At 70.6% G+C, this 24,963-nt stretch carries 28 protein-coding genes, 1 tRNA gene and 1 riboswitch; of the genes, 19 read left to right on the top strand and 10 right to left on the bottom strand.

The window, feature by feature from the left end; all coding sequences use genetic code 11:
• Positions 1–5 precede the first annotated feature (5 nt).
• The 6 genes from ACSMXR_RS12645 (at position 6) to ACSMXR_RS12620 (ending at position 4,445) form a co-directional block, all read left to right on the top strand.
• Positions 6–992 (top strand): ABC transporter substrate-binding protein, encoded by a 987-nt coding sequence (locus ACSMXR_RS12645; protein WP_137233706.1) that lies wholly within the window; start codon positions 6–8, stop codon positions 990–992.
• Positions 989–2,029, top strand: a complete 1,041-nt coding sequence (locus ACSMXR_RS12640) for a FecCD family ABC transporter permease (RefSeq protein WP_137233707.1) — start codon at positions 989–991, stop codon at positions 2,027–2,029. Before ACSMXR_RS12645 ends, ACSMXR_RS12640 begins: the two co-directional genes overlap by 4 nt.
• Before the next feature lie 94 nt (positions 2,030–2,123).
• On the top strand, positions 2,124–2,921 hold the full coding sequence (locus ACSMXR_RS12635) for an ABC transporter ATP-binding protein (RefSeq protein WP_218526282.1): 798 nt from the start codon (positions 2,124–2,126) through the stop codon (positions 2,919–2,921).
• A gap of 69 nt (positions 2,922–2,990) precedes the next feature.
• Entirely contained in the window at positions 2,991–3,104 is a 114-nt protein-coding gene (locus ACSMXR_RS12630; RefSeq protein WP_319099102.1) for a putative leader peptide, read from the top strand.
• Between the two features lie 112 nt (positions 3,105–3,216).
• Positions 3,217–3,495, top strand: coding sequence for a MoaD/ThiS family protein (locus ACSMXR_RS12625; RefSeq protein WP_006124874.1), 279 nt, complete (start codon positions 3,217–3,219; stop codon positions 3,493–3,495).
• Complete coding sequence (locus ACSMXR_RS12620; protein WP_128847410.1) at positions 3,495–4,445, top strand: PLP-dependent cysteine synthase family protein; 951 nt, start codon at positions 3,495–3,497, stop codon at positions 4,443–4,445. Before ACSMXR_RS12625 ends, ACSMXR_RS12620 begins: the two co-directional genes overlap by 1 nt.
• A 167-nt stretch (positions 4,446–4,612) precedes the next feature.
• Here ACSMXR_RS12620 and ACSMXR_RS12615 read toward each other — a convergent pair whose 3' ends face one another.
• The gene (locus ACSMXR_RS12615) at positions 4,613–5,128 is read right to left on the bottom strand and encodes a type II toxin-antitoxin system PemK/MazF family toxin (RefSeq protein ID WP_473171887.1); all 516 of its coding nucleotides are present in this window, start codon (positions 5,126–5,128) and stop codon (positions 4,613–4,615) included.
• Between the two features lie 215 nt (positions 5,129–5,343).
• Here ACSMXR_RS12615 and ACSMXR_RS12610 point away from each other — a divergent pair, with 215 nt between their 5' ends.
• Together ACSMXR_RS12610 and ACSMXR_RS12605 are read left to right on the top strand one after the other, a co-directional pair.
• Positions 5,344–6,096, top strand: a complete 753-nt coding sequence (locus tag ACSMXR_RS12610) for an MBL fold metallo-hydrolase (RefSeq protein WP_473171886.1) — start codon at positions 5,344–5,346, stop codon at positions 6,094–6,096.
• Between the two features lie 43 nt (positions 6,097–6,139).
• Positions 6,140–6,631: a GNAT family N-acetyltransferase gene (locus tag ACSMXR_RS12605; RefSeq protein WP_381795439.1), complete on the top strand. Its 492-nt coding sequence runs from the start codon at positions 6,140–6,142 to the stop codon at positions 6,629–6,631.
• Positions 6,632–6,727: 96 nt separating this feature from the next.
• Here the strand turns inward: ACSMXR_RS12605 and ACSMXR_RS12600 are convergent, their stop codons facing one another.
• Complete coding sequence (locus ACSMXR_RS12600) at positions 6,728–7,993, bottom strand: PTS transporter subunit EIIC (RefSeq protein WP_137233712.1); 1,266 nt, start codon at positions 7,991–7,993, stop codon at positions 6,728–6,730.
• Positions 7,994–8,256: 263 nt separating this feature from the next.
• On the bottom strand, positions 8,257–9,516 hold the full coding sequence (locus ACSMXR_RS12595; RefSeq protein WP_137233713.1) for a PTS transporter subunit EIIC: 1,260 nt from the start codon (positions 9,514–9,516) through the stop codon (positions 8,257–8,259).
• Between the two features lie 219 nt (positions 9,517–9,735).
• On the opposite strand from ACSMXR_RS12595, the gene ACSMXR_RS12590 reads away from it, so the two are divergent.
• The 4 genes from ACSMXR_RS12590 to rdgB all read left to right on the top strand — a co-directional run bounded on the left by ACSMXR_RS12590 (position 9,736) and on the right by rdgB (position 12,019).
• Entirely contained in the window at positions 9,736–9,969 is a 234-nt protein-coding gene (locus ACSMXR_RS12590) for a PTS sugar transporter subunit IIB (RefSeq protein ID WP_010062050.1), read from the top strand.
• 146 nt (positions 9,970–10,115) lie between these two features.
• Entirely contained in the window at positions 10,116–10,853 is a 738-nt protein-coding gene (gene rph / locus ACSMXR_RS12585; RefSeq protein ID WP_018512386.1) for a ribonuclease PH, read from the top strand.
• 123 nt (positions 10,854–10,976) lie between these two features.
• On the top strand, positions 10,977–11,366 hold the full coding sequence (locus ACSMXR_RS12580) for a hypothetical protein (protein WP_137233714.1): 390 nt from the start codon (positions 10,977–10,979) through the stop codon (positions 11,364–11,366).
• 50 nt (positions 11,367–11,416) lie between these two features.
• Complete coding sequence (gene rdgB, locus ACSMXR_RS12575) at positions 11,417–12,019, top strand: RdgB/HAM1 family non-canonical purine NTP pyrophosphatase (protein ID WP_473171885.1); 603 nt, start codon at positions 11,417–11,419, stop codon at positions 12,017–12,019.
• 58 nt (positions 12,020–12,077) lie between these two features.
• Here the strand turns inward: rdgB and ACSMXR_RS12570 are convergent.
• The 5 genes from ACSMXR_RS12570 to bcp form a co-directional block, all read right to left on the bottom strand.
• Positions 12,078–12,153 (bottom strand) — tRNA-Leu (locus ACSMXR_RS12570).
• A 12-nt stretch (positions 12,154–12,165) separates the two neighbouring features.
• Positions 12,166–12,999, bottom strand: coding sequence for an HNH endonuclease signature motif containing protein (locus ACSMXR_RS12565; protein ID WP_473171884.1), 834 nt, complete (start codon positions 12,997–12,999; stop codon positions 12,166–12,168).
• The gene (locus ACSMXR_RS12560; protein ID WP_218526287.1) at positions 12,996–13,631 is read right to left on the bottom strand and encodes an HNH endonuclease; all 636 of its coding nucleotides are present in this window, start codon (positions 13,629–13,631) and stop codon (positions 12,996–12,998) included. Before ACSMXR_RS12560 ends, ACSMXR_RS12565 begins: the two co-directional genes overlap by 4 nt.
• 124 nt (positions 13,632–13,755) lie before the next feature.
• On the bottom strand, positions 13,756–15,252 hold the full coding sequence (proP, locus tag ACSMXR_RS12555; RefSeq protein ID WP_098024946.1) for a glycine betaine/L-proline transporter ProP: 1,497 nt from the start codon (positions 15,250–15,252) through the stop codon (positions 13,756–13,758).
• A gap of 200 nt (positions 15,253–15,452) precedes the next feature.
• Entirely contained in the window at positions 15,453–15,920 is a 468-nt protein-coding gene (gene bcp, locus ACSMXR_RS12550; protein ID WP_473171883.1) for a thioredoxin-dependent thiol peroxidase, read from the bottom strand.
• Positions 15,921–16,062: 142 nt separating this feature from the next.
• On the opposite strand from bcp, the gene ACSMXR_RS12545 reads away from it, so the two are divergent.
• The 3 genes from ACSMXR_RS12545 (at position 16,063) to ACSMXR_RS12535 (ending at position 17,331) form a co-directional block, all read left to right on the top strand.
• Positions 16,063–16,383 (top strand): DUF3618 domain-containing protein, encoded by a 321-nt coding sequence (locus tag ACSMXR_RS12545; protein ID WP_006124861.1) that lies wholly within the window; start codon positions 16,063–16,065, stop codon positions 16,381–16,383.
• Positions 16,384–16,477: 94 nt separating this feature from the next.
• Positions 16,478–16,819 (top strand): GroES family chaperonin, encoded by a 342-nt coding sequence (locus tag ACSMXR_RS12540; RefSeq protein WP_030087658.1) that lies wholly within the window; start codon positions 16,478–16,480, stop codon positions 16,817–16,819.
• A 96-nt stretch (positions 16,820–16,915) separates the two neighbouring features.
• Positions 16,916–16,974, top strand: a riboswitch (guanidine-III (ykkC-III) riboswitch).
• A 36-nt stretch (positions 16,975–17,010) separates the two neighbouring features.
• Positions 17,011–17,331 (top strand): DMT family transporter, encoded by a 321-nt coding sequence (locus ACSMXR_RS12535; protein ID WP_018488630.1) that lies wholly within the window; start codon positions 17,011–17,013, stop codon positions 17,329–17,331.
• 52 nt (positions 17,332–17,383) lie between these two features.
• On the opposite strand, the gene ACSMXR_RS12530 is transcribed toward ACSMXR_RS12535, so the two are convergent.
• On the bottom strand, positions 17,384–19,777 hold the full coding sequence (locus ACSMXR_RS12530) for a transglycosylase domain-containing protein (RefSeq protein ID WP_473171882.1): 2,394 nt from the start codon (positions 19,775–19,777) through the stop codon (positions 17,384–17,386).
• 212 nt (positions 19,778–19,989) lie between these two features.
• Between ACSMXR_RS12530 and ACSMXR_RS12525 the strand changes: the two genes are divergently transcribed.
• The 4 genes from ACSMXR_RS12525 (at position 19,990) to ACSMXR_RS12510 (ending at position 23,557) form a co-directional block, all read left to right on the top strand.
• Positions 19,990–20,790 carry an ABC transporter permease gene (locus tag ACSMXR_RS12525; protein WP_364884398.1) on the top strand — a complete coding sequence of 267 codons (801 nt, stop codon included), beginning with the start codon at positions 19,990–19,992 and terminating at the stop codon, positions 20,788–20,790.
• Positions 20,783–21,667 carry an ABC transporter permease gene (locus tag ACSMXR_RS12520; RefSeq protein WP_364884395.1) on the top strand — a complete coding sequence of 295 codons (885 nt, stop codon included), beginning with the start codon at positions 20,783–20,785 and terminating at the stop codon, positions 21,665–21,667. Before ACSMXR_RS12525 ends, ACSMXR_RS12520 begins: the two co-directional genes overlap by 8 nt.
• Positions 21,668–21,684: 17 nt before the next feature.
• Positions 21,685–22,704, top strand: a complete 1,020-nt coding sequence (locus tag ACSMXR_RS12515) for an ABC transporter ATP-binding protein (RefSeq protein ID WP_473171881.1) — start codon at positions 21,685–21,687, stop codon at positions 22,702–22,704.
• Between the two features lie 136 nt (positions 22,705–22,840).
• Positions 22,841–23,557 carry a DUF1707 SHOCT-like domain-containing protein gene (locus tag ACSMXR_RS12510; protein ID WP_137233779.1) on the top strand — a complete coding sequence of 239 codons (717 nt, stop codon included), beginning with the start codon at positions 22,841–22,843 and terminating at the stop codon, positions 23,555–23,557.
• 93 nt (positions 23,558–23,650) lie between these two features.
• Here ACSMXR_RS12510 and ACSMXR_RS12505 read toward each other — a convergent pair whose 3' ends face one another.
• Positions 23,651–24,898, bottom strand: coding sequence for an SGNH/GDSL hydrolase family protein (locus ACSMXR_RS12505; RefSeq protein WP_473171880.1), 1,248 nt, complete (start codon positions 24,896–24,898; stop codon positions 23,651–23,653).
• Positions 24,899–24,963 lie beyond the last annotated feature (65 nt).

Genomic DNA, 24,963 nt, shown 5'->3' with positions numbered 1-24,963 from the left:
CCGCCATGTCCCGGCGCACCCCCGCGCTCATAGCCGCCGCCGTGCTGCTCCCGCTCGCCCTCACCGCCTGCTCGGCCTCGGAGAGCGCCGAGCCCGAAGCCGCGTCCACGAGCGACGGCTTCCCGTACACCGTCAAGAACTGCGGTGTCACCACCACGTACCAGGCCCCGCCGAAGCGCGTCGTGACCATGAACCAGCACGTCACCGAGATCATGCTGGAACTGGGCCTGAAGAGCTCCCTCGTCGGCACCGCCTACCTCGACGACCAGGTCCTGCCGAAGTACGCGAAGGACTACGCCGCCGTCCCGGTCCTCGCCAAGGAGTACCCCTCCTACGAGCAGGTCCTCGCCGCCGACCCCGACTTCGTCTACGGCGGCTACGCCAGCGCGTTCGCGGCAGGCGACGGGCGCGGCCGCGAGGCGCTGAAGAAGTCCGGCATCGAGACCCGGCTGAACACCGAGAGCTGCGCCGAGGCCGACACCCCGATGGAGACCCTCTACGAGGAGATCCGCGAGGTCGGCCGCACCTTCGGCGTCCCCGACCGCGCCGAGGCCTGGATCAAGCAGGCCAAGGCCGACAACGCCGCCACCGCGAAGAAGCTGGCGGACCTGAAGCCGCTCCCCGTCTTCGTCTACGACAGCGGCGACAAGACCGCCTTCACCGCGGGCGGCAAGGGCATCGGCAACGAGCTGATCGAGCGGGCCGGTGGCACCAACGTCTTCGCCGACCTCGACAAGGCCTTCGGCGACGCCTCCTGGGAGAACGTCGTCGCCCGCAAGCCCGAAGCCATCGTGATCTACGACTACGGCTCCACCACCGTCGAACAGAAGAAGAAGCGCCTCCTGACCGACCCGGCCCTCGCCGACGTCCCCGCCATCAAGAACAAGCGCTTCGCGGTCATGCCGCTCTCCGACGCGGTCCTCGGCGTCCGCGTCCCCGCCGCCGTCGACAAGCTCGCGGCCCAGCTCCACCCGGCGGCCACCACCCCGTGAGCTGCCGCGCCTCCGCACCGCGGCGGCCGCTCGGTTACGTCCTGGTGCTCGGCGTCCTCGCCGCGCTGCTGGCCGTCGCCGTGCTCGCCGCCCTCGCCCTCGGCTCCGTCCGCATCCCGCCCGGCCAGGTCCTCGACATCCTGACCGGGCGGGCGGAGGCGAGCCCGTTCCGCACGATCGTCCTGGACGTGCGGCTGCCCCGGGTGCTGCTCGGCATCGTCGTCGGCGCCGGACTCGCCGTCATCGGCACCGTCCTCCAGGCCCTCGTACGCAACCAGCTCGCCGACCCGTTCCTCCTCGGCGTCTCCTCCGGAGCCTCCACCGGCGCGGTCCTGGTGATCGTCCTCGGCATCGGCGCCACCCTCGCCACCACCGTCACGATCCCCGCCGCCGCCTTCGCCGGAGCCCTGCTCTCGCTGCTGCTCGTCTACACCCTGGCGCGCGGCGGAGGCGGCCTCACCACCAACCGGCTCGTCCTCGCCGGGGTCGCCGTCTCCTACGTCCTGTCCGCCCTGACCAGCCTGATCCTGGTCACCTCGGCCCGCGCCGACCACCTCCAGGAAGTCCTCTACTGGACCCTCGGCGGCCTCGGCGCGGCCCGCTGGGACATGCTCGCCCTCCCCGCGATCACCCTGGTCGTCGGCACCGCCGTCCTCCTCACCCTGGCCCGCCCGCTCGACCTGCTCCTGGTGGGGGAGGAGGGCGCCACCGTCCTCGGCCTCGACACCGCCCGCTTCCGGGCCGCCGTCTTCGTCCTCGCCTCCCTGATGACCGGCGTGCTCGTCGCGTACAGCGGGGCCATCGGGTTCGTCGGCCTGATGGTCCCGCACATGGCCCGCATGGTCGTCGGAGCGGCCCACCGCGCGCTGCTGCCCGTGGTCGCCCTCGGCGGAGCGGTGTTCCTGGTCCTCGCCGACCTGGCCGCCCGGACGCTCGCCGCCCCGCAGGACATCCCGGTCGGCGTGCTCACGGCCCTGACCGGCGGCCCGTTCTTCCTCTGGATGCTGCGCCGCAGGCCCGAGGGAGCACCGGCATGAGGCTTCTTCCTGTCCGGACCGGCCGCACGACGCCCTTCCCCGTCCGGAGCGCCCGCACGACGACACACGTACGTTCCGCCGAGGGAGCCCACCCGTGACCACCCTGCGCACCGAAGGCCTCTCGTACGGGACCGGCGAGGGCCGCCATCTCGTCGACGCCGTCGACCTCACCGCCGCCGACGGCGAGACCGTCGGACTCGTCGGCCCCAACGGCAGCGGCAAGACCACCCTCCTGCGCTGCGTCTACGGCACCCTGCGCCCCACCCACGGCCGCGTCCTCCTCGACGGCGACGACCTCGCCACCCTCCCGGTGAAGGCCCGCGCCCAGCGCATCGCCACCGTCCCGCAGGACGGCCACGCCGGATTCGAGCTCACCGTCGGCCAGGTCGTCGCGATGGGCCGCGCCCCGCACAAGCGGTTCTGGGAGGCGGACACCGCCGCCGACACCACCCTCGTCACCGAGGCCCTCGCCCGGGTCGGCATCGCCGCACTCGAACCCCGTACGTTCGCCTCCCTCTCCGGCGGCGAACGCCAGCGCGCCCTGGTCGCCCGCGCCCTGGTCCAGCAACCCTCGCTCGTCGTCCTGGACGAACCGACCAACCACCTGGACATCCGCTACCAGCTGGAGATCCTCTCCCTGGTCCGTGACCTGGGCACCACCAACCTCCTCGCCCTGCACGACCTCAACCTCGCCGCGTACTACTGCGACCGCGTTTACGTCCTCCAGGCCGGCCGCGTCGTCGCCTCCGGCACCCCGGCGGAGGTCCTCACGGCCGAGCTGCTGAGCGAGGTGTACGGCGTGGCCGCCGAGGTCAGCACCCACCCGAAGACCGGCGCACCCACGGTGGTCTACCTCCCGCAGGACCGCACCGTGCGGCAGAAGTCCACATAGCGGTCGCCGACCATCCACCATGCGGGACGGCACTCGGGTTTCCGTACAGGGAATCGATACGATGCCCGCATGGTTCCCCATGACGTGAGCAACAAGACGCCGGGCACGCTGCTCGTCGCGCGGCTGCACGTCGACCTGTGCAGGCTCGCGAGCGCGATCTGTCCCACCGCAGCCTGCCCGTGAGCCGCCCGGCCTGAGGCGCGGTCCGCGCGCCCACCCACACGCACCACCCCCTGCGCGGGGGCAGAAACGCGCGCCCCACGCCACCACTCCGCTTTCGACAGGAGCCCACGCCATGGCCATCGAGGTCCGCATCCCGACCATCCTCCGCACCTACACCGACGGCGCGAAGGCCGTCGAAGGCAACGGGGACACCCTCGCCGACCTCTTCGCCGACCTGGAGAGCCGCCACACCGGCATCCGTGAGCGCATCGTCGACGGCGAACAGCTCCGCCGCTTCGTGAACGTCTACCTCAACGACGAGGACGTTCGCTTCCTCGACGGCATCTCCACCAAGCTCAGCGACGGCGACAACGTCACGATCCTTCCGGCCGTCGCCGGTGGCATGCGCTGATGCGGTACGACTCCCCGCTGGCGGCCGTGGGGAACACTCCCCTCGTCCGCCTCCCGCGGCTGTCCCCGTCCGAGGACGTCCGCATCTGGGCCAAGCTGGAGGACCGCAACCCCACCGGCTCGATCAAGGACCGCCCGGCGCTCCACATGGTCGAACAGGCCGAGAAGGACGGCCGGCTCACCCCCGGCTGCACCATCCTGGAGCCCACCAGCGGCAACACCGGCATCTCGCTCGCCATGGCGGCCAAGCTCAAGGGCTACCGCATCGTCTGCGTCATGCCGGAGAACACCTCGCAGGAACGGCGCGACCTGCTCGCCATGTGGGGCGCCGAGATCATCTCCTCCCCGGCCGCGGGCGGCTCCAACACCGCCGTACGCGTCGCGAAGGAACTGTCGGCGGAGCACCCGGACTGGGTGATGCTCTACCAGTACGGCAACCCGGACAACGCGGGCGCCCACTACGCGACCACCGGCCCGGAGATCCTCACCGACCTCCCGTCCATCACGCACTTCGTCGCGGGCCTCGGCACCACCGGCACCCTCATGGGCGTCGGCCGCTACCTCCGCGAGAACCGCCCCGGCATCCAGATCGTCGCCGCCGAGCCGCGCTACGACGACCTGGTCTACGGCCTCCGCAACCTCGACGAGGGCTTCGTCCCCGAGCTCTACGACGCCTCGGTCCTCACCACCCGCTTCTCGGTCGGCTCGGCCGACGCGGTCACCCGCACCCGCGAACTCCTCCAGCAGGAGGGCATCTTCGCGGGCGTCTCCACCGGCGCCGCACTCCACGCGGCGATCGGCGTGGGCAACAAGGCGGTCAAGGCGGGGGAGAGCGCCGACATCGTCTTCGTGGTGGCGGACGGCGGCTGGAAGTACCTGTCGACGGGCGTCTACACGGCGGAGACGACGGAAGCAGCGATCGAAACGCTGCAGGGCCAGCTCTGGGCGTAGGGCCGCACGCTTTCAGCCCGTCCGGGCGCACCTCTCAGCCCGTCCGCGCACACCCTCCAGTTCCGCCCGCGCAAACCCAGCCCGTCCGGCGCTTGAGGACACCTTTCCAGCCCCTCCGGCGATTGAGGAGCGGGGCCCCGGGGCAGCGCCCCGAAAGGCCCCGCCCCTCACCCCGTCCCCAGCTTGCGCACCCGCTCCCACAGGTCCGCATCCACCGCCCCCACCCGCCGCCGGAACCCGGCGAGCCGGACCTCGCGCAGCTCATCCGTCTCCAGAAAGCTCTGCCGCCCCCGCTGATCCCCCACCGTCCCGGCGGGCAGCGCGATCACCCCGGGCCGCTCCTCGTGATGCTTGCTGGTGATCTTGGCGACCAGCGCCGTGCGCCGTCGGCCCCGCCCCCGTACCGAGATCACCAGACACGGCCGGTCCTTCGACCCGGGCCCGTCCTCGTACGGCACATCGGCCCACCACACCTCACCGGCCCGCGGCGCCGGCCCCTCCCCACGCGCATCCGGACCCGAAGGCCGGGACGACGGCCGGGACGGCGGCCGGGTCGACCCCACCGGCTGCCGGGGCCGCCGCGAACGGGGCCCGCGGTCCGACCGCCCCCGCCCGTCCACCACCGCGGCGACGAGCGCGAGCAGAACCACGGCGGCCAGCGCCACCCACCAGAACGTGTCCATCCACCGACCGTACCCGTGGGCGCGCTTCCATCGAACCGGTGACAGAGCAGGTGAGTTCCCCCACAACGGCGGGCAGCGGAGGAGCGACGTGGAGTTTCGCGCCTTACGCTCGACAAACCGCAAAACCCGTCCGGCAGGAACCGCAGGAACCGTACGAAGCTCCGGCGGCATCGCACGAACCCTCCCCGTTCCCACGTCTCGGAGGTTCCCGCTCCATGAAGCTCACCGTCGTCGGCTGCTCCGGCTCGTTCCCGTCCACGGGTTCGGCATGCTCGAGCTACCTCGTAGAGGCCGACGGCTTCCGGCTGCTCCTCGACATGGGCAACGGCGCCCTCGGCGAGCTGCAGCGCCACGTCGGTCTCTACGACCTCGACGCGATCTTCCTCAGCCATCTGCACGCCGACCACTGCATCGACATGTGCGCGTACTTCGTCGTGCGCTACTACCGGCACGACGGCGCCCGCCCCGTCCCCCTCCCGGTCTACGGCCCCGAGGGCACCGAGCAGCGCCTGACCGCCGCCCACGGCGACACCCCGTCCGACCGGGCGATGAGCGAGGTCTTCGACTTCCACACCCTCAAGTCGGGGTCCTTCGAGATCGGCCCCTTCTCGGTCCGTACGGAGAAGGTCTGCCACCCGGTCGACACCTTCGGCATCCGGGTCGAGCACGGCGGCTCCTCCCTCGCCTACTCCGGCGACACGGGGACCTGCGACGCGCTGGAGGACCTGGCCACCGACGCGGACCTGTTCCTCTGCGAGGCGTCGTTCGTCGACGGCAAGGAGGACATCCCCGACCTGCACCTCAACGGCCGCGAGGCCGGCGAGGCGGCCGCCCGCGCCGGAGTGCGCCGGCTCGTCCTCACCCACATCCCGCCGTGGACCGACGCCGACCGCAACGCCGCCGACGCCCGCGCGGTCTACCCGGGCCCGGTGGAGCTGGCGGTTCCGGGCGCGGTGTACGAGATCTGAGAGCCGGCCGCCGCACCGCGGCCCGCTCTGCGAGACTCCCGGGATGATCACGATCAGACCCGCCCGGGAGGGCGATCTCGACGGCTTCCTGACCCTGGCGTCCCAGGTCGAGCACTGGTTCGGGCCGATGGTCGGGGAGCCGGGCTTCCACCGGGCGGTGAACGCCCACATCCGTGACGGAGCGGCCCTGCTCGCCGAGTCCACGGAGCCCGCCGACCCGCCCGGCCCGGTCGGCGGTCTGCTGTTCGGCGCCGAGCCACCCGCGTACCACGTGCACTGGCTCGTCACCTCCGAACGCTGCCGGGGCACGGGCGTGGGCCGCCTGCTGATGGCGGAGGCGATGCGCCGGTACGTGCAGGGGCCCGGCACCGTCGAGGTGGTCACCTTCGGGCCCGACCACCCGGGGGCGGTGCGCAGTGGGGCCCGGGTCTTCTACGAGAGGCTCGGCTTCGCGCCCGGCGAGCCCACCGAGCCCGGCCCGGAGGGCGGCTCCCGCCAGATCTACCGGCTGGACGTGCCCGTACGCCAGGGATGACGCGACCGTAGGAAAGACACGCCGAAGCCCCCGTCACCCGGAGAACATCTCGGGTGGCGGGGGCTTCGGCGCAGGTGCGTACGGGTGAGGCGGAGGCTACTTCGCCTCGGCCTTCTGCAGCTCGGCGAGCTCCTCGTCCGACTCCCGGCCCGGGGTCGGGAGGTTGAACTTGATGATCGCGAAGCGGAAGACCGCGTAGTAGACCGCCGCGAAGCAGAGGCCGACCAGGACCAGCAGCCACGGCTTCGACGCGATGCCGAGGTTCAGCAGGAAGTCGACCAGACCGGCCGAGAAGCCGAAGCCGTCCTTCATACCGAGCGCCCAGGTCAGGGCCATCGACACACCGGTCAGCACCGCGTGGATCGCGTACAGCACCGGGGCGATGAACATGAACGTGAACTCGATCGGCTCGGTCACACCGGTGACGAACGAGGTCAGCGCGAGGGAGAACATCATGCCGCCGACGACCTTGCGGCGCTCGGGGCGGGCGCAGTGGACGATCGCGAGGCAGGCCGCCGGGAGGGCGAACATCATGATCGGGAAGAAGCCGGTCATGAACTGCCCGGCGTCGGGGTCACCGGCCAGGAAGCGCGCGATGTCACCGTGGGCGCCGTTGTACTCGCCCGCCTGGAACCACGGGAAGGAGTTCAGCAGGTGGTGCATGCCGACCGGGATCAGCGCACGGTTGGCGACACCGAAGATGCCCGCGCCGACGGCGCCGGAGCCGACGAGCCACTCACCGAAGTTGTGCAGACCGGCGCCGAGGACCGGCCAGATCAGACCGAAGACGATACCGATGACGAGACCCGCGAAGGCGGAGAGGATCGGGACCAGACGGCGGCCGCTGAAGAAGCCCGCCCAGTCGGGCAGCTTCGTCCGGTAGAACTTCTGGTAGATCAGGGCGACGACTATGCCCATCACGACACCGCCGAGGACACCGGCGTTGACGGGCGCGTCGTTCATCACGATCTTGCCGTCGACGACGCTCGCGACCTGGGGCAGGTTGCTGTCGGTGAAGGTGGCGAGCACCTTCTGGAAGACCAGGTAGCCGGTGACGGCGGCCAGCGCGGTGGAGCCGTCCGACTTCTTCGCGAAGCCGATGGCGATACCGACGGCGAACAGCAGCGCCATGTTGTCGAGGATCGCGCCACCGCCCGCGGCCATGTAGCCGGCGAGCTTCGTGATGAAGGTCGGGAACGAGTCGCGGCCCAGCATGTCGCCGTTGCCGAGGCGGACCAGGAGCGCGGCGGCCGGCAGCACGGCGACCGGCAGCATGAGGCTGCGGCCGATGCGCTGCATGACGGCCATCACGCCGGCGCCCTTCTTCTTCTCGGCCGCGGGTGCGGTCTCAGCCGTGGTCATCAACTTCCTCCATGGGACACGGTGCCGCCCAGGTCGTTGATGCGGGGAGGCGGCGACTCGACAGACCCTGCGGCAGAGCGCCGTGGTCTGGACCACTCAGTGGTGTAGACCAGTTTTAGCACGGTGAGGGTTAGATAAGGAACCTTCAATTCCCTATCTCATTCGCAGTAGCAGACGGGATACGTTCGGTGACATGCCGAAGGCCCCCGGACCGGGTGGTCCGAGGGCCTTGCGGGGTCCGGGGGTGAAGCCCCGGTGTGCTGCTACTTCGTCAGATCCCTCTCGATCTCCTTCTCGATCTCCTCGGGTTCGCGCCCCGGTGTCTTGAGGTTGAACTTGGTGATCGCGAAGCGGAAGATCGCGTAGTAGACGACCGCGAAGCACGCGCCGATCGGGAGGATCAGCCAGGGTTTCGTATCGAGATGCCAGTTGACGACGTAGTCGATCAACCCGGCCGAGAAGGTGAACCCGGCGTGCACCCCCAACAGCCAGGTGATGCCCATCGAGGCCCCGGTGAGCACCGCGTGCACGCCGTATAGCAGCGGTGCGACGAACATGAACGAGAACTCGATCGGCTCGGTCACCCCGGTGATGAACGAAGTCAGTGCCACCGAGAACATCAGGCCGCCCACTTCCTTGCGGCGCTCGGGCCGTGCGGTGTGGGTGATGGCCAGGGCCGCGGCGGGCAGGCCGAACATCATGATCGGGAAGAAGCCCGAGGTGAACTGGCCGGCCGACGGGTCCCCGGCGAAGAAGCGGGTGATGTCGCCCTGGACGGTCGCGCCGTTGGCTCCCGTGAACTCGCCCGCCTGGAACCAGAAGAACGTGTTCAGGAACTGGTGCATACCGACCGGGATCAGCAGCCGGTTCGCGAAACCGAAGATCGCCGCGCCCCATGAGCCGAGGTCGATCAGCTGCTTGGAGAACCAGGTCAGCCCGTCGCCCACCGGCTGCCACAGCAGTCCGAACAGCACGCCGAGGATGACGCAGAGGAACGCCATCAGGATCGGGACCAGGCGGCGGCCGTTGAAGAAGCCGAGCCAGTCCACCAGCTTGGTGCGGTGGTAGCGCTGCCAGACGACGGCGGTCAGCAGCCCGATGAGGATGCCGCCCAGCACTCCGGGGTTCTGCGGTTCACCGGCGGGCAGCTCGTCCGTCACCGTGCCGTCCATGGGGAAGGCGGTCAGCACCCCCCGGTAGACCAGGAAGCCCACGACGGCCGCCAGCGCGGTGGAGCCGTCCGCCTTCTTCGCGAAGCCGATGGCCACGCCGATGCAGAACAGCAGCGGCAGGCCCAGCTCGCCGTTGAGGATCGCGGTGCCGCCGTTGAGCAGGACCGCGGAGGTCTTGTCCCAGAACGCGCCGTGCAGGTAAGAGCTGAACAGATTGCCGAGGCTGACGAGCAGACCGGCCGCGGGGAGGACGGCCACCGGGAGCTGGAGGCTCCGCCCGACCTTCTGCAGGCCCTGGACCGGTCCGTTCCACCATTTTTGCTGCGGTACCGCAGCGGCGCTCGAACTCATGGGCGTCCTCCCGGAACACTTCACGTTTGGCGGGCGTTGCAAACTGGTGTAGACCAGTTGCGTCACGGTCCGGGGTCCGTCCCGAAGGCAGGGCGCCGGTGATCGTCATCTTTCGGGATCGTCCGGTTACCCGCCCGCGAAGTTGGGCCAACCGTGCGTTACCGTGACGAAACGGACCCGCAGCGGGCGGCCGTCTGCGCGTGAAACAGGGAGAAGGACATGGCCACCAAGGCTGAGAAGATCGTCGCCGGGCTCGGCGGTATCGACAACATCGACGAGATCGAAGGCTGCATCACCCGCCTCCGCACCGAGGTCCACGACCCCAGCAAGGTCGACGAAGCCGCCCTCAAGGCCGCCGGCGCGCACGGCGTCGTCAAGATGGGCACCGCGATCCAGGTCGTCATCGGCACCGACGCCGACCCCATCGCCGCCGACATCGAAGACATGATGTGACCGGCTGACCGCACGCCGGCCCCACACCCGCGCAGGCCCCGCACCCGCCCCGGTGCGGGGCCTGCGCCGTACGCGGACGGTTCCCCCGGACGGCCGCCCGCCGCACCCGAACGGAGCCACCCCCGCCAGCGGATAAAGTCGGGCCCATGTCTCGCATCGACGGCCGCACGCCCGAACAGCTCCGCCCCGTCACCATCGAACGCGGCTGGAGCAAGCACGCCGAGGGCTCAGTCCTCATTTCCTTCGGCGACACCAAAGTCTTCTGCACCGCCTCCGTCACCGAAGGCGTCCCGCGCTGGCGCAAGGGCAGCGGCGAAGGCTGGGTCACCGCCGAATACTCCATGCTGCCCCGCTCCACCAACACCCGCGGCGACCGCGAAGCCGTCCGCGGCAAGATCGGCGGACGCACCCACGAGATCAGCCGCCTGATCGGCCGTTCGCTGCGCGCCGTCATCGACTACAAGGCCCTCGGCGAGAACACCATCGTCCTGGACTGCGACGTCCTCCAGGCCGACGGCGGCACCCGTACCGCCGCCATCACCGGCGCCTACGTCGCCCTCGCCGACGCCGTCGCCTGGGCCCAGGGCAAGAAGATCGTCAAGGCCGGCCGCAAGCCGCTCACCGACACCGTCGCCGCCATCAGCGTCGGCATCGTCGACGGCACCCCGCTCCTCGACCTCTGCTACGAGGAGGACGTCCGCGCCGAGACCGACATGAACGTCGTCTGCACCGGCGACGGCCGCTTCGTCGAGGTCCAGGGCACCGCCGAGGGCGCCCCCTTCGACCGCAAGGAACTGGGCTCCCTCCTGGACCTCGCCACCGCGGGCTGCGTCGACCTCGCCGCACTCCAGCGTGACGCACTCGCAACCACGCGGAACGCGTAGCGACTCGCCCTCCCCGGGTAAAGAAGCAACCAAATACGCACCACAGAGCGTCGTCACGGATACGGGCGCACGGGTCGAACCGTGCGTCCGTCCACGTAACGATCCCCGGGGAGGGACCGCACCATGGCTTCGCGCCGCCACCAACGCCTCGCACTCGCCACCGCCGCCACCCTGCTGACGCTGACCACGGCCGTGGGCTGCGCCGGCCTCGACAAGGCGCTCGACTGCGTCCGTACCGCCGACGCCATCGCCACCAGCGTCGGAAACCTCCAGCAGGCCGTCTCCAACGCCTCCGAGGACATCACCCAGGCCTCCGAGTCCCTGGACGAGATCGACCGCGAGCTGAAGAAGCTCGACGACACCACGGACAACGCCGACCTCTCCAAGGCCGTCGACGACCTCCAGAAGGGCGTCACGGAGGTCCGCAAGTCCATCGAGGCAGGCGACGCCACCCCCGACATCACCCCCGTGACGGACGCGGCGACGGAGATCGGCAAGGTCTGCACGCCGTAGGTCGAGCGGCCCCGGGCCGACGGCGGCGCCGGCCCGGCGACAATGGGCCCATGAAGCGCCTGATCCTCGCCACCCGCAACGCCGGGAAAATCACCGAACTCCACGCCATCCTCGCCGACGCGGGTCTCGACCTCGACCTCGTCGGCGCGGACGCGTACCCCGACATCCCCGACGTCAAGGAAACCGGCGTCACCTTCGCCGAGAACGCGCTCCTCAAGGCCCACGCCCTGGCCCGCGCCACCGGCCTCCCGGCGGTCGCCGACGACTCCGGCCTCTGCGTGGACGTCCTCGGCGGCGCCCCCGGCATCTTCTCGGCCCGCTGGTCCGGCACCCACGGTGACGACCGGGCCAACCTGGACCTGCTCCTGGCCCAGCTGGGCGACATCGCCGACGAACACCGCGGCGCCTCCTTCGCCTGCGCCGCCGCCCTGGCTCTCCCCGACGGCACGGAACGCGTGGTCGAGGGCCGCCTGAACGGCACCCTGCGCCACACCCCGTCGGGCACTAACGGCTTCGGCTACGACCCGATCCTCCAGCCGGAGGGCGAGACCCGGACCTGCGCGGAGCTGACCCCGGCGGAGAAGAACGCGATCAGCCACCGCGGGAAGGCGTTCCGGGCGCTGGTGCCGGTGGTGCGGGAGCTGGTGGGGTGACAAACAGAGCGGGGCGGCTGCTTCCTTCGAAACGAAGGTTGCAGCCGCCCCGCACCTGTGGGCCCGGTGGGACTCGAACCCACGACACACCGGACCTAAACCGGCGCCCTCTAGGCCAGCTGGGGTACGGACCCGCGCGCACCACTCTACTGTGCGAGCTTGCGCGGCTTCGAGAAGGTTTGCGTCTGGCTGTGACATGAGGGGCAGAGGTAGCGGAGGTTTTCGCGGCGATTGTCGAGCCGGTCGCCGTTGACGTGGTCGATCTCCAGGACGAGCCGCCTGCCCCGCCAGGTGTCTCCGGTCCCGCATCTCGCGCAGGCATGGGGAACGCCGATGTCGTCCAGAGCTCGTCGTAACTGAGCCGTCTTCGTCCGGGACGCCCCGGTGTCCAGGCGCTTGAGTATCTCCGCCGCGGACTTGCGGTTCGGGGAGCGCGTTCCGTGACGGTGACCTTGTCCGGTGAAGTGAGCCGTGGACAGCCCGTACGTTTCGATGTCCCGCTTCACGCGAGCGCGGGCGGTGCCGTTGTTGCCCAGCCCCAAGGACCTCAGGACGCCAGCCAGGCTGCCGGACGCGGTGACGGCCTCGGTCAGTGCGGTGCGAGGTGTGGAAGGCGTTCCGTACCTGCGTCCGCTGGTGAAGTGGGAGGTGTCGATGCCGAGCCGGTCCATCCTCCCGCGTAGGTAGCCGTACGGGCTGTCGCTCGGCGGCAGACCCATGTACGTGAACATCTCCCGGATGCTGTGGGAGTGGGCCGCTGCTTCGGCGAGGAGCTCGCGCGGAAACGTGCAGCGCTCCCGTGCGGGGAGCTCCTCCTCCACGAAGTGGGACGTGTCGACTCCGTAGTGTGCGAGCCGGTTGTGTACGTACCGGAGTGTCCGGCTGCCCAGGGGTGCGTTCAAGCGGCGCAGGAGATCGACGAGGCTGCTCGCCTCCGCGGCCCTCCGCACCAGCAGGTCGCGCGGGTACTTGGCGCTCACGCCGTCCTCCTGCGCTTGCGGCCCCGATAGGTGTCGGTCGCCGCGTGGCAATTCGGGCAGAGGAGACGCAGGTTCTCCGGGCGGTTGTCCCACCAGTCGCCGTTGACGTGGTCCACTTCGAGCCGGAGAGGCTGCCCCAGCCACTCCCCGTGGTTGCCGCATTCGGTGCACTTGTTCTCCACCCCCTTGCGCACGAGCTCCCTGCGGAGCCGTTCGCCGGGCACTCTGCCGTCCGACGGCGTACGGAGCGTCAGGAGATTTCCCAACGAACCCTTGGGCCTGCGTCCGCCCGGAGGTGCTGTCGTGAAGTGCGAGATGTCGATCCGTAGAGCGGTGATGCGGCGGCCGATGTGAGCCTGGTTGCCGCCCACCGGACTGATGCCCAGCCTGCGCACGACTTCGGCCACGCTCGTTGAGCGGGCGACCAGTTCGCGCAGTCTCTCTTCTGTGTGGCGTATCCGTGTGTCGGCGAAGTGCGAGGTGTCTATGCCCGCCTCGGCCATCTTCTGACGTAGATAACGCCGGCTGCCGGGCGTAGGCGTCCTTCCGCACCACCGCACCGCGTCGGTGGCGTTTGTCGTCATCCGCGCTGCTTCTTCAAGCAGCTCACGGGTATAGCGAGCCGGCCCCATGCTCTGCCCCCTCCGGTCCCGGCCGCATGTTCGCAGCCTCGTACGGAGTAACGACCCGTTTATCGGATGGTCACGTCCGTAATCCGGAGGGGGCACCTGGCGAAGGGCGACGAAGCGGCAGCCCTCAGAACTTCGGTTCGGGCGCCTGTGCCTGTACCAGTTCCGCCGCCTCCTCGTCCGTCTCGACCGACGGCGGGGAGCCGATCAGCGGCTGCTGGGCGGTCTCCTTCATGCAGGCGACCGCGATCACGCCGACCAGGGCCGCCGCCATCGCGTAGTACGCGGGCATCAGGTTGGAGCCGGTCCAGCTGATCAGGGCCGTGATCACCAGCGGGGTCGTGCCGCCGAAGATCGACGCGGAGAGGTTGTAGCCGACCGACAGGGACCCGTAGCGGACGTTCGTCGGGAACAGGGCCGGCAGCGCCGCCGACATCGTGCCGAGCATGCAGACCAGGGAGAGGCCCAGCAGCAGCATGCCGACCGTGATCGGCAGGATGCCGTCCACCCGGATGAGGAGGAACGCGGGGAGGGAGAGGAAGAGGAAGCCCAGCATGCCGGTCATCAGCAGCGGTTTGCGGCCGAAGCGGTCGGAGAGCTTGCCGACCTGGCTGATGATCAGCATCAGGAACACCATCACCGCCAGCAGGATCAGCAGACCGTGCGTCTCGCTGTAGCCGAGCTCGTCGGAGAGGTACGTCGGCATGTACGACAGCAGCATGTAGTCGGTGATGTTGTACGCGCCGACCAGGCAGATGCAGAGGATCAGCGTCGGCCAGTACTGCCGGAAGATCTTCGCCAGGTCACCCTTGGCCGTGGACTCGACGCCGTCCGCCGCCTCGCTCGCGTGCGCCGTGCCGCCCTCCAGCTTCTGGAAGGCCGGCGTCTCGTCAAGGCGCAGTCGCAGGTAGAGGCCGACCAGACCCAGCGGGCCCGCGACGAGGAACGGGATCCTCCACCCCCAGGCCTCCATCTGGGCGTCGTTCAGCAGGGCGTACAGGGCCGTGACGAGGCCCGCCGCGCCGACGTAGCCCGCCAGCGTGCCGAACTCCAGGAAGCTGCCGAAGAAGCCGCGCCGCTTGTCGGGGGCGTACTCCGCGATGAACGTGGACGCACCGCCGTACTCACCGCCCGTCGAGAAGCCCTGGAGCATCCGGAAGAAGATCAGCAGGACCGCGGCCCAGACGCCGATCGTGTCGTGCGACGGGATCAGGCCGATCGCGAACGTGCCGACCGCCATCAGGATCATCGTCAGCGCGAGGACCTTCTTGCGGCCGACCTTGTCGCCCATCGGGCCGAAGAACATCCCGCCGAGCGGCCGTACGAGGAAGGCCACCGCGAAGGTCGCGAAGGAGGAGAGGAGCTGGGTGGTGTCGTTCCCGGACGGGAAGAACACATGTCCGATCGTGACGGCCAGATAGGAGTAGATGCCGAAGTCGAACCACTCCATGGCGTTGCCCAGCGAGGCCGCCTTCACGGCCCGCTTGACCGCGGCATCGTCCGTGACCGTGATGTCCGTCCGGCGCAGCCGAGGATTCCGCCGCTTCCGGATGGCCCGGAAGAGCGTGGGGTGGCGTTTGACCGCTGCGGGGTCGGCCGCCTGGTGGGGGTCGGGGGCCGCCATGGCCGGGTCCTTTCCTCGGAGTGTGTATCCAGGAAAGGCTTCTGCGCAGTCATGGCGGTCGCAAACCGACTTCGTGGGCCGATGCGATCTCCCTCACATGATCTGAACACGTTCTCCGGCCGGACGCCGCCCGGAATCGCCGGTACCGCCGGAATCGTGCGAGGGGTGGCCCGGGGCCGGAACCCCGGGCCGGGCGGGCGTCAGATGCCCAGATCCCTGACGATCTTCGCGACGTGGCCGGTCGCCTTCACGTTGTAGAACGCGTGCTCGACCTTGCCGTCCTCGTCGACGACGACGGTCGAACGGATCACGCCCGTCACCACTTTGCCGTAGAGCTTCTTCTCGCCGAAGGCGCCGTACGCCTCCAAAGTTTCCTTGGCCGGGTCGCCCACCAGGGTGACCTTGAGGTTTTCCGTGTCGCGGAACTTCGCGAGCTTCTCCGGCTTGTCGGGCGAGACGCCGATGACGTCGTACCCGGCGTTCGCCAGAAGGTCGAGGTTGTCCGTGAAGTCGCAGGCCTGCTTGGTGCATCCGGGGGTAAGCGCGGCCGGGTAGAAGTACACGATGACCTTGCGGCCCTTGTGGTCCGCGAGCGACACCTCGTTGCCGTCGGCGTCGGGAAGGGTGAAGGCGGGAGCGGTGTCGCCGGGCTTCAGTCGCTCGCTCATGTGGTTCTCCTCGGGTGGTGCACGGGTCGGACGGGACCGAGGGTAATAGGGGTGCCGCCGGGTGTGCGGAGGTTCGAGCTGACAGACTGTCGACGAAGACCCAGACGAAGGTTTACCGGACGACGACCACGGAGGCGGCGCAGTGTCGGATGCCAGGACCCCTGCGCAGATCGAGGCGGACATCATCAGCAGGCGCGAGCAGCTCGCTGTGGTGCTCGACGAGATCGGGGTGCGCGTACACCCGAAGACGATCATCGGAGACGCCAAGGCGAAGGCGGCCCAGTCCGTGGACCGGACGGCCGGCCGTGCCTTCGTCGCGGTGAACCGCTCGGTGTCGGAGGTGAAGGCGCAGTTCGTCGCGGAGGACGGTTCTCCGCGGCTGGAGCGCGTGATTCCCGCGGCGCTGCTGGTGGTCGGCGTGGTGGGGCTGCTCACCGTGTCCAAGCGCCGCCGTCGCGCGTGAGCCGAGCGAGCCGAGCGTCCCGCGTGAGCGGAACGTCGCGCGTGAGCGGAACCCGGAGGCGTACGGCGCCGGGCACGCCAGGTAGGTTGCGGGCGTGAGCGAGAACACCCACGACGACAAGCTGCCCATCCGGATGCTGCACGACCGGGTGCTGGTGCGGAACGACACGGCCGAGGGCGAGCGGCGTTCCGGCGGCGGCATCCTGATCCCGGCGACGGCCGCGGTGGGCCGGCGCCTCGCCTGGGCCGTCGTCGTGGCGGTCGGGCAGAACGTACGGACGGTGGAGCCCGGCGACCGGGTGCTGTACGACCCCGAGGACCGTGCCGAGGTCGAGGTGCGGGGCGTGGCGTACGTCCTGATGCGGGAGCGCGATCTGCACGCGGTGGCCGCCGACCGGTTCGAGGGTTCGGTGGATTCGACCGGGCTGTATCTGTAGGAAAGTCGCGGGACGGCTCCGGGCAGCCGCGGGACCGCGCGGCAGGGGCTGTTCAGGGCCTGGTGACCGGTGTCACCAGGCCTTTCCCCGTTTTTTGCTACGGTGGGACCACCCCGACGAGACGCGCCGTACCGGGTTGGCAAAGACGACGCACCCGTTCTGTTCGCGTGGTTTCGTCGGAGGTGCCTGTCATGGCGTGGGTTCTGTTGATCATCGCCGGTCTGCTCGAAGTGGGCTGGTCGATCGGGATGAAGTACACCGAGGGGTTCACGCGGCTGTGGCCGAGCGTGTTCACCGGCCTCGGGATCGTGGCGAGCATGGTGCTGCTGTCGCATGCGGCGAAGACGCTGCCGATCGGTACGGCGTACGGCGTGTGGGTCGGTATCGGCGCGGCCGGTGCGGCGATCCTGGGCATGGTCGTGCTGAACGAGCCGGTGACCGCCGCCCGGATCTTCTTCGTCTGTCTGCTGCTGGTGGCCGTGGTCGGCCTGAAGGCGACGTCCGGGCACTGAGGCGCGCCGAGGGCGGGGCCGGTCGGTCACGTCGGGCGGTCACGTCGGGTGGTCACACCGGTCGGCCGTCCGGGAAGTCCGGGCCGCGGGCGCCTTCGACGAAGCCGCCCGTGCCGCCGGTGCTGCCTGTGCCGCCGCTCGCCCCGCCGCCGCCCTCGGTGTTCCCTGTCTCTCCCGAGCCGCCGGAGGCGTTGCCCCCGGTGGTCCCTCCCGTACCGCCTGTCCCGTCCGTCCCGCCGGTGTCCGTGCCGGGGGTGGGGCTGCTCGGCGCGGTGCCGGAAGGGGCGGTGGAGGAGGGCGCGGTGGGGTCCGACGCGGCGGACGGCTCCGTGCTTCCGTCGGAGTCCTCGTCGAGCAGGGGCTCGTCCTCCTCGTCGGACCCCGGCATCGTCTCCAGGTCGAACTCCTGGGCCGGGGAGGAGCGCAGCGCCGCCTCCGTATAGGCGGCCCAGGTCTCGGCCGGTGCGCCGCCGCCGTTGATACGGGGCAGGCCGAGAGCTCCGTACAGCGAGGTCTGGGCGCCGGTGTCCGGGTTCTGGCCCATCACGGCGACGACGGTCGCGAGGTCCGGGGTGTATCCGGCGAACCAGGCGGCCCGGTCCTCCTCCGCCGTGCCGGTCTTGCCCACGGCGGGGCGGCCCACCGCCTGGGCCGCCGTGCCGGTGCCGCCCTCCACGACGCTGCGCAGGACGGCGGTGGTGGTGTCGGCGGCCTCGCGGCTGACGGCCTGCTCGGTCGTGCGCTCGGGCAGCTCGACCTCGGCGCCGTCCTTGGTGATCTTGTCGACGAGGACGTACGGGCCGTGCCGGCCGTGGTCGGCGAGGGTGGCGTACGCCTCGGCCATGTCCAGCACGCTGGCGTTGGCGGGGCCGAGCGCGATCGAGGGCGAGGCGGTGAGGTCGGGGGTGTCGGCGGGGATGCCGAGGGCGATCGCGGTGTCCCGGACCTTGCCGGGGCCGACGTCCTGGGCCATCTGCGCGTAGACGGAGTTGACGGACTCGTCGGTGGCGGTGCGCACGGTGATGTCGCCGTGGTCGACGTCGTCCTCGTTGGCGGGGGCGTAGTCGGTGGCGCCCTGCGGGCCGACGACCGTGCGTTTGTTGCTGCCGTCGTAGACGGTGTTGGGCGTGATGGGGCGGCCGTCCTGGGTGGTGGAGTCGTTGACGACGGCCGAGGTGAGGACGAACGGCTTGAAGACGGAGCCGACCTGGTAGTCGCGGCGGGTCGCGTTGCTGACGTACTGCTTCGTGTAGTCGATGCCGCCGTACAGGGCGACGACCGCGCCGCTGCCGGGGACGATCGAGACCCCGCCGACGCGGACGTTGCGATCCGCCTTGCGGTCGGTGCTGGTCCTGGCCGTCACGTTGGTGTCGACGGCCTTGACGAAGGCGTCCTGCTTGGCCTTGTCGAGGGTGGTGGTGATGCGGTAGCCGCCGGTGGCGAGGGTCTTCTCGTCGAGGATGCCGCGCCGGTTCAGATAGTCCTCGACGGCCTGCACGATGTAGCCGCGCTGGCCGGAGAGCCCAGTGGACGGTTTGGCCTCGCCGGGGGTGGGGAACCGGGTCGTCGCCCGTTCGGCGGCAGGGAGCCAGTCCTCCTTGACCATGCCGTCCAGGACGTAGTTCCAGCGGCGCTGCGCCGCGGGTTTGTTGTCGGGGTGGGCGACGACGTCGTAGGCGCTGGGGGCGTTGAGGAGGGCGGCGAGGTAGGCGCCCTCGGAGGTGCTGAGCTCCTCGACGTTCTTGCCGTAGTAGGCCTGGGCGGCGGCCTGGATGCCGTACGCGTTGCGCCCGAAGTAGCTGGTGTTGAGGTAGCCCTCGAAGATCTGGTCCTTGGTCACCTCGCGGTTGAGCTTGACCGCGATGATGGCCTCCTTGGCCTTGCGCAGGACGGTCCGCTCCTGGCCCAGGTAGTAGTTCTTCACGTACTGCTGGGTGATCGTCGAGCCGCCCTGTTTGCCCTTGCCGGTCACGGTGTTCCAGCCGGCCCGGAGCATCGCCTTCACGTCGACGGCGCGGGCGTCGGAGTAGAAGTCCCGGTCCTCGGCGGCCAGTACCGCGTGCTGGACGGTCATGGGGACCTGGGAGAGCTTGACCTTCTCCCGGTTCACGTCGCCGTCGCGGGCGATGACGCTGCCGTCGTTGTAGAGGTAGACGTTGGACTGGGCGGTGGCCGAGGCGTTGGCGGCCGGGATGTCGACGAGCTGGTATCCGGCGAAGATGCCGCCGGCGAGGAGCAGGCCCAGGCCCAGCACGGTGCCGAGGACCATCCGCCAGGTGGGGACGGCACGCCGCCAGCCGGTGCGCCGGGGCCGCCGCTTCTTTCCGCCCTTCCCGCCCTTCCCGCCCTGCGCGTCCGTTCCGGGCGGCCCGCCCCGGTCGCTGCCGGGGGCGGCCGCCGCGTCCGAGGGCTCGCGGGGGGCCCAGTGCTGTGGCTCGTCGCTCATGTCCGTGGGGCTCCTCGGGCGTGGTCGGTTCTCCCATAGTGCCCGTTTCGCCGGGAAAGCCACAGTTCTTGACGGTCCGTTCCCTCCTCCGGCGTCACCCCCCACGCGCGCGAAACGCGTGCGCGAAATACGTTCGCGGCCACCGTCACCCGTGCATTAGGCTCGTGCGCTTTGGTGTCGGGAGCCGGTGGCGGCGGGGGAGAGGGGACGGCGTGCGGCTCTACGCGGTGGTGGCGGGGGGTGCGTTCCGGCGCTACGCCACGTACCGGACGGCCACGGCCGCGGGGGTGTTCACCAACACGGTCTTCGGTTTCATCATGGCGTACACCTACATCGCCCTCTGGGACGCGCGTCCGCAGCTCGGCGGGTACGACACGTCCCAGGCGCTGACGTACGTCTGGCTCGGGCAGGCCCTGCTGATGACCTGCGCCATGATGGGCGGCGGCTTCGAGGACGAGCTGATGGAGCGGATCCGTACGGGGGACATCGCCGTCGATCTGTACCGTCCGGCCGACCTCCAGCTGTGGTGGCTGGCGGGGGACCTGGGCCGGGCGGCGTTCCATCTGCTGGGCCGGGGGATCGCCCCGATGTTCCTGGGGGCGCTCGCCTTCGATCTGGCGCTGCCCGGCTCGCTGTGGACCTGGCCGGCGTTCCTCTTCTCGGTGTTCCTGGGCGTGGTGGTGAGCTTCGCGGTGCGCTATCTGGTCGCGCTGGCGGCGTTCTGGCTGATGGACGGGGCGGGCGCGCTGCAGATCGTGTCGCTGGCCGGGCTGTTCTTCTCCGGGATGCTGCTGCCGCTGAACCTCTTCCCCGGACTGCTCGGCGAGGTGGCGCGGGCGCTGCCGTGGTCCTCGCTGCTCCAGGTGCCGGCCGATGTGTTCCTCGGCAAGCACACGGGGTGGGGCCTGGTGGAGGCGTACGCGTTCCAGGGCGGCTGGGCGGTGGTGCTGCTGCTGGCGGGCCGGCTGCTGCAGACCGCCGCGACCAGGAGGGTGGTGGTGCAGGGTGGCTGACACGGTGGTGGTGCGGACCGGCGGGGAACGGACCCCGGAACCGGGCGGCTTCGCGTTCGAGGAGCGGCCGCGGCTGCTGGAGGGCGTGCGCGCGTACGGGCTGATCATGGCGATGTGGGTGCGCTCGACGATGGCGTACCGGGCCTCGTTCGCCATGACGACGTTCGGCAACCTCGCGGTGACGGCGTTCGACTTCGTGACGATCCTGCTGATGTTCTCGCACGTCGACGCGCTGGGCGGCTACACGCTGTCGGAGATCGCCCTGCTGTACGGGGTGTCGGCCACCGCGTTCGGGCTGAGCGATCTGCTGCTGGGCTCGATGGACCGGGTGGGCCGCCGGGTGCGCGACGGCACGCTCGACACCCTGCTGGTGCGGCCGGTGCCGGTGCTGGCGCAGGTCGCGGCGGACCGGTTCGCGCTGCGCCGGCTGGGGCGGATCACCCAGGGGCTGCTGGTGCTCGGCTACGCGCTGCTCTCGCTGGACATCGCGTGGACGCCGCTGAAGGTGCTGATGCTGCCGATGATGGTGGTGAGCGGGGCGGCGATCTTCGGGGCGATCTTCGTCATGGGGGCGGCGTTCCAGTTCGTCGCGCAGGACGCCTCGGAGGTGCAGAACTCCTTCACGTACGGCGGGACGACGCTGCTCCAGTACCCGCCCACGATCTTCGCCAAGGACCTGGTGCGCGGGGTGACGTTCGTGGTGCCGCTGGCCTTCGTCAGCTGGCTGCCCGCGCTGTACGTGCTCGGCCGGGAGTACCCGGTCGACCTTCCGCGGTGGGTGGCGTTCCTGCCGCCGCTGGTGGCGGTGGCCTGTTGGGTGCTGGCGGGCCTCGCGTGGCGGGCGGGGCTGCGGGCGTACCGGAGCACGGGCAGTTGAGAAATCGGGAGCCGACCATGTCGGACGGGACTACGCGGGAGAGCACGGGCATGGCGGACGACGGCTTCATCACGCTCGACGGCGTCGAGAAGGTCTTCCAGGTCCGCCGGAAGGCCGGCCTGGTGCGCAGGGAACGGCACGAGGTCCGGGCCGTGGACGGGATCAGCTTCCAGGTCGCGCGCGGCGAGATGGTCGGCTACATCGGCCCGAACGGGGCCGGCAAGTCGACCACGATCAAGATGCTGACGGGCATCCTCACCCCGAGCGGCGGCCGGCTGCGCGTCGCGGGCATCGACCCCTCACGCGAACGCACCCGGCTGGCCCACCGCATCGGTGTGGTCTTCGGCCAGCGGACGACGCTCTGGTGGGACCTGCCGCTGCGCGACTCGTACCGGCTGATGCACCGCATGTACCGCATTCCCGACCGGCGTTACCGCGAGAACCTGGACCGCTGCGTCGAACTCCTCGATCTGGGCGAGCTGTTGGACGTCCCCGTACGGCAGCTCTCGCTCGGGCAGCGGATGCGCGGCGACATCGCGGCGGCGCTGCTGCACGATCCGGAGGTGCTGTACCTGGACGAGCCGACGATCGGCCTGGACGTGATCTCCAAGGCCAAAGTGCGGCAGTTCCTCAAGGAGTTGAACGCCGGGCGCGGGACGACGGTCCTGCTGACGACTCACGACCTCACCGACATCGAGCAGTTGTGCAACCGGGTGATGGTGATCGATCACGGCCGGCTGATGTACGACGGTTCGCTGGCGGGCCTCCACGAGGTGGGGGAGAGCGAACGCATGCTCGTGGTGGACCTGGCGAGCGAACTCCCCCCGATCGTGCTGGCGCCGGAGGCCGCGGGCGGTACCCCGGCGCTGCGGGCGGTCAAGGTGGAGGGCCCGCGCCAGTGGCTGGCGTTCCCCGCCGCCGTGTCGGCGGCCCCGCTGGTGGCGCGGATCGCCGCGGAGTACCCGCTGGTCGACCTGTCGGTGCGGGAGCCGGACATCGAGGCCGTGATCGCGAGGATGTACGAGTCCGCGCCCTGACGGGCACGCACAGGGAGCGCCGGGCCCTCCGGGGCGCCTTCCGGATCGCGGCGCGCGCAGGTCGTGGGCCTGCGGGTCTGTGCCGGGAACGGGTCCGTTCAATAGGCTGCGCGGTATGACAAGTGAACGTCCGGAAATGCGCGCCTCCGACGCCGAGCGTGAGCGGATCGCGGAACTGCTGCGCGAGGCCGTGGCCGAGGGCCGACTGGATATGGACGAGTTCGACCAGCGCCTCGAAACGGCCTACAAGGCCCGTACGCACGGGGAGTTGGAGCCGCTGGTCCAGGACCTTCCGGCACCGGGATCGGCGGTCGCCCCGGTCGGCTCGTCCGCGCCCGCCCCGCTGCGGGGTTCTGCGGCGAACTGGCCCGCGCGGATCGGCGGCAACGCCACATCGAAGGGGGCGTTCGCCTTCTGGGGCGGGTTCAACCGGAAGGGCCGCTGGACGGTGGCCCGGAAGTTCACCGCGTTCGCGATGTGGGGCGGCGGCGAGATCGATCTGCGCGAGGCCCACTTCGAGGACCGCGAGGTCGTCATCCGCTGCTTCACGATCATGGGCGGCCTCCATGTGACCGCGCCGCCGGAGCTGAACGTCGAGGTCCGGGGCATCGGCATCATGGGCGGCTTCGGCGAGGGCCCCAATGAGGACGGCGAGATCGCCCCCGACTCCCCGCATGTGCGGATCACCGGCTTCGCCCTGATGGGCGGCGTCGGCGTGGAGCGCAAGCGGACGAAGGCGGAGCGCCGCCGGCTGAAGGCCGCGGAGGAAGCGGAACTGGAGGCACGCCGCCGACGCGGGCTTGAGGGCCCGGACGGCGGCGCGGGCGGTGGCGGCGGCCGCAAGGAACTCTGAGCGCCGAACCCGCCTCGGGCGGCCCGACCGCCCGACCGCCCGCCCGCCCGCCCGACCGCCCCGCCCCGCCCGCTCGCACGTCTCCTCAGCGGCTCACAGCGCGTCGGACCGGGGCGCGCCGGCCCGGTCCAGGAGCTTCAGGTCCACGTGGTCGCCGAGCGCGCGGTAGCCGTCGTCGTTGAGGTGCAGGTGGTCGCCGGAGTCGTACGAGGTGAGGATCCGGGTCGGCGCGGCGGGGTCGCGTACCGCCGCGTCGAAGTCCACGTACGCGTCGAAGACCGTGCCCGCCCGGATCTGCTCGTTGACCGCCTGGCGCACGGCCTCGCGCTGCGGCGTCCAGGTGGCGAAGCCCTCGAACGGGGTCAGCGTCGCGCCGACGACCGAGAGCCCGCGGGCGTGCGCCCGGTCGGCGAGGGCGCGCAGGCTGTCCACGATGCGCAGGGGGTCGGCCTCCTGCGGGGACTGCTGTACGTCGTTGATGCCGAGCGCCACGACGAGCGTCCGGGCTCCGGCGACCGACAGCGCGTCGCGGTCGAGCCGGTCGGTGCCCGCCTGGCCCCCGGTGCCGCGGCCGACGCCCACGACCCGGTTGCCCGCGATGCCCGCGTTGGCGACCCCGTACCGGCCGCCCAGCCGGTCGGCGAGGACGTCGGGCCAGCGGGCGTTGGCGTCGGTGGTGGAGCCGCTGCCCGCGGTCAGGGAGTCCCCGAGGGCGACGACCGCGCCGAGCGCCCGCTCGCTGCGGACGTCCACGGCGGTCAGATAGCGCCAGTGGGTGGTGCTCCAGGTGCCGCGTTCGTCGATCAGATACGAGGTCTGGTGGGTGTTGGGGTGGTAGGTGACCGGCCCGCCCGCCTGCGGGGTGCGGAAGCTGACCTGGAGGTCGGAGTCGGGGGCCACGGGCACCACGACCGGGTCGCTGATGACCCGTCCGCCCGCGGCGACGGTGACGGCGGCGGCGCCCTTGAAGGTCACCGGCCGGGTGTTGACGGTGGCCTGGTCGATGACGAGGGGGGCCGTACCGAAGAGGTTCGACAGCGTGATGCGGGCGACGTTCCCGCCGATGCTGGTGTGCACGACGTTACGGATGGTGCGCCCGGGGAGCCCGCCCTCGGTACCCGGTTCGCCGCGGACGGGCGCGGCGGTCCAGGTGGCGACCCAGCTGCCGCCCGAGGCGGCGGGGTCGACCGGGTTACGGGCCGCCGCCTGGGTCTCGGCGGGCGGGAGCGGTGTCGACCGGGGACCGGAGAGCAGCGTCGTACCGAAGGCGACGGCGGCGGCGAGCACGGCGGTGCCCGCCACTAGGGCGATGAGCAGGGCATACCCCTGGCGCCTGGGCATGTGCGGTGTTTCTCCTTGTGATGATCGTGCTGGTCCCATGATGCGACAGGCCGTCGGGAACTCGA

Source organism: Streptomyces sp. DSM 106670, from assembly GCF_055792845.1.
Note: the sequence above shows the minus strand (reverse complement) of the source record. Positions and strands in the feature narration are given on the sequence as shown.

Coding starts and splice junctions, on each gene's coding strand:
- ACSMXR_RS12645 (WP_137233706.1), top strand. CDS start 6: ATGTCCCGGCGCACCCCCGCGCTCATAGCCGCCGCCGTGCTGCTCCCG.
- ACSMXR_RS12630 (WP_319099102.1), top strand. CDS start 2,991: ATGGTTCCCCATGACGTGAGCAACAAGACGCCGGGCACGCTGCTCGTC.
- ACSMXR_RS12625 (WP_006124874.1), top strand. CDS start 3,217: ATGGCCATCGAGGTCCGCATCCCGACCATCCTCCGCACCTACACCGAC.
- ACSMXR_RS12620 (WP_128847410.1), top strand. CDS start 3,495: ATGCGGTACGACTCCCCGCTGGCGGCCGTGGGGAACACTCCCCTCGTC.
- ACSMXR_RS12615 (WP_473171887.1), bottom strand. CDS start 5,128: ATGGACACGTTCTGGTGGGTGGCGCTGGCCGCCGTGGTTCTGCTCGCG.
- ACSMXR_RS12610 (WP_473171886.1), top strand. CDS start 5,344: ATGAAGCTCACCGTCGTCGGCTGCTCCGGCTCGTTCCCGTCCACGGGT.
- ACSMXR_RS12605 (WP_381795439.1), top strand. CDS start 6,140: ATGATCACGATCAGACCCGCCCGGGAGGGCGATCTCGACGGCTTCCTG.
- ACSMXR_RS12600 (WP_137233712.1), bottom strand. CDS start 7,993: ATGACCACGGCTGAGACCGCACCCGCGGCCGAGAAGAAGAAGGGCGCC.
- ACSMXR_RS12595 (WP_137233713.1), bottom strand. CDS start 9,516: ATGAGTTCGAGCGCCGCTGCGGTACCGCAGCAAAAATGGTGGAACGGA.
- ACSMXR_RS12590 (WP_010062050.1), top strand. CDS start 9,736: ATGGCCACCAAGGCTGAGAAGATCGTCGCCGGGCTCGGCGGTATCGAC.
- rph (WP_018512386.1), top strand. CDS start 10,116: ATGTCTCGCATCGACGGCCGCACGCCCGAACAGCTCCGCCCCGTCACC.
- ACSMXR_RS12580 (WP_137233714.1), top strand. CDS start 10,977: ATGGCTTCGCGCCGCCACCAACGCCTCGCACTCGCCACCGCCGCCACC.
- rdgB (WP_473171885.1), top strand. CDS start 11,417: ATGAAGCGCCTGATCCTCGCCACCCGCAACGCCGGGAAAATCACCGAA.
- ACSMXR_RS12560 (WP_218526287.1), bottom strand. CDS start 13,631: ATGGGGCCGGCTCGCTATACCCGTGAGCTGCTTGAAGAAGCAGCGCGG.
- proP (WP_098024946.1), bottom strand. CDS start 15,252: ATGGCGGCCCCCGACCCCCACCAGGCGGCCGACCCCGCAGCGGTCAAA.
- bcp (WP_473171883.1), bottom strand. CDS start 15,920: ATGAGCGAGCGACTGAAGCCCGGCGACACCGCTCCCGCCTTCACCCTT.
- ACSMXR_RS12535 (WP_018488630.1), top strand. CDS start 17,011: ATGGCGTGGGTTCTGTTGATCATCGCCGGTCTGCTCGAAGTGGGCTGG.
- ACSMXR_RS12530 (WP_473171882.1), bottom strand. CDS start 19,777: ATGAGCGACGAGCCACAGCACTGGGCCCCCCGCGAGCCCTCGGACGCG.
- ACSMXR_RS12515 (WP_473171881.1), top strand. CDS start 21,685: ATGTCGGACGGGACTACGCGGGAGAGCACGGGCATGGCGGACGACGGC.
- ACSMXR_RS12510 (WP_137233779.1), top strand. CDS start 22,841: ATGCGCGCCTCCGACGCCGAGCGTGAGCGGATCGCGGAACTGCTGCGC.
- ACSMXR_RS12505 (WP_473171880.1), bottom strand. CDS start 24,898: ATGCCCAGGCGCCAGGGGTATGCCCTGCTCATCGCCCTAGTGGCGGGC.